Origin of the sequence: Pseudoalteromonas rubra (assembly GCF_000967655.1) — a bacterium.
Lineage (GTDB): Bacteria > Pseudomonadota > Gammaproteobacteria > Enterobacterales > Alteromonadaceae > Pseudoalteromonas > Pseudoalteromonas rubra_A.
Map to the genome: position 1 here is coordinate 1 of NZ_JXYA01000130.1, position 893 is coordinate 893.

1 protein-coding gene and 1 pseudogene are annotated in these 893 nt (G+C 44.0%); both read right to left on the reverse strand.

The window, feature by feature from the left end; genetic code table 11:
- Window positions 1-699: hypothetical protein (locus TW77_RS23910; RefSeq protein WP_052713346.1), on the reverse strand; the 699-nt coding region annotated here is incomplete at its 3' end.
- Window positions 700-704: 5 nt separating this feature from the next.
- Window positions 705-893 (reverse strand): annotated as a pseudogene (locus TW77_RS25510) (MarR family transcriptional regulator); the annotation flags it as partial.

Consider the following 893-nt stretch of genomic DNA (forward strand, 5'->3'; position numbering starts at 1 on the left):
GCTAAACCCTTCCAGGATCTGAGTATTCGCCTTAGCATTCACTGCAAAAAAGTCTTTAACGTCGCCTTTCCATTTTTCAGGCGAAAACTTTCTCTGGTGTAGTTGCTCCTTTAATTGTTGGTTCTCCATCACGTTTTCGTCATTCAATTTGCGATTTGCTCGCAGCATGGCGTCACTGGCCAGCACTTCCTGGCGCAAATCATCCACCTCTTTTTTATGCTTGGCTTTGAGGTCGTCAATCAGCTGCTTAACCGCATCTTTATCGCCTGCTTCAACGGCTTCCGATTCAATCACCAGTGCCTGGTCGTCTTCAGGCAACTGGCGCAAAACGCGTAAGTCGTTGTAGCCCAGTTTCATGTTTTGGGCAGCTTCAAAAAACTCTTCCCCAAATTGCTGCAAGTTAATAAGCCTGTTATCAACGTTTCTGCGTTTTTCCTTAAGAATGTACTTGCAACATTCTTCCCAAGTGGTAATCGTTACCACATTTCCATCTTCATCTTGATGAACTAACCCTTTGTATTCTTTACTATCCTTTAATTGTTGGGCTAGTTTCAGTTCGGTAACGTTTACCAATTTACCTATAAAATTGAATGCTTGGATTTGGCCTAATTGCAAAAGCACACTCTGTTTAGACGCCAGAATGTCTTTGCCTTCAATCAGGGCTTTCTCCTGTTCGGGTGTAATGTGTGTATCTGTCATCGTTATTACCCCAGTACTCTGTAATTAATCGCTTCTTGCTGTAGCTCACGCAGTGCGTTAGTAAAATTGTGATCTACCGTGTTACTAAGCTGCACCAGCGCTTTACTCAGTCGCCAGCGTTTATCATTTTTTGGCAGCCGCTCGGCAAACCCGGCCTTTACCAGATTGGCCAATATTCGCGTTACATCAGCGTT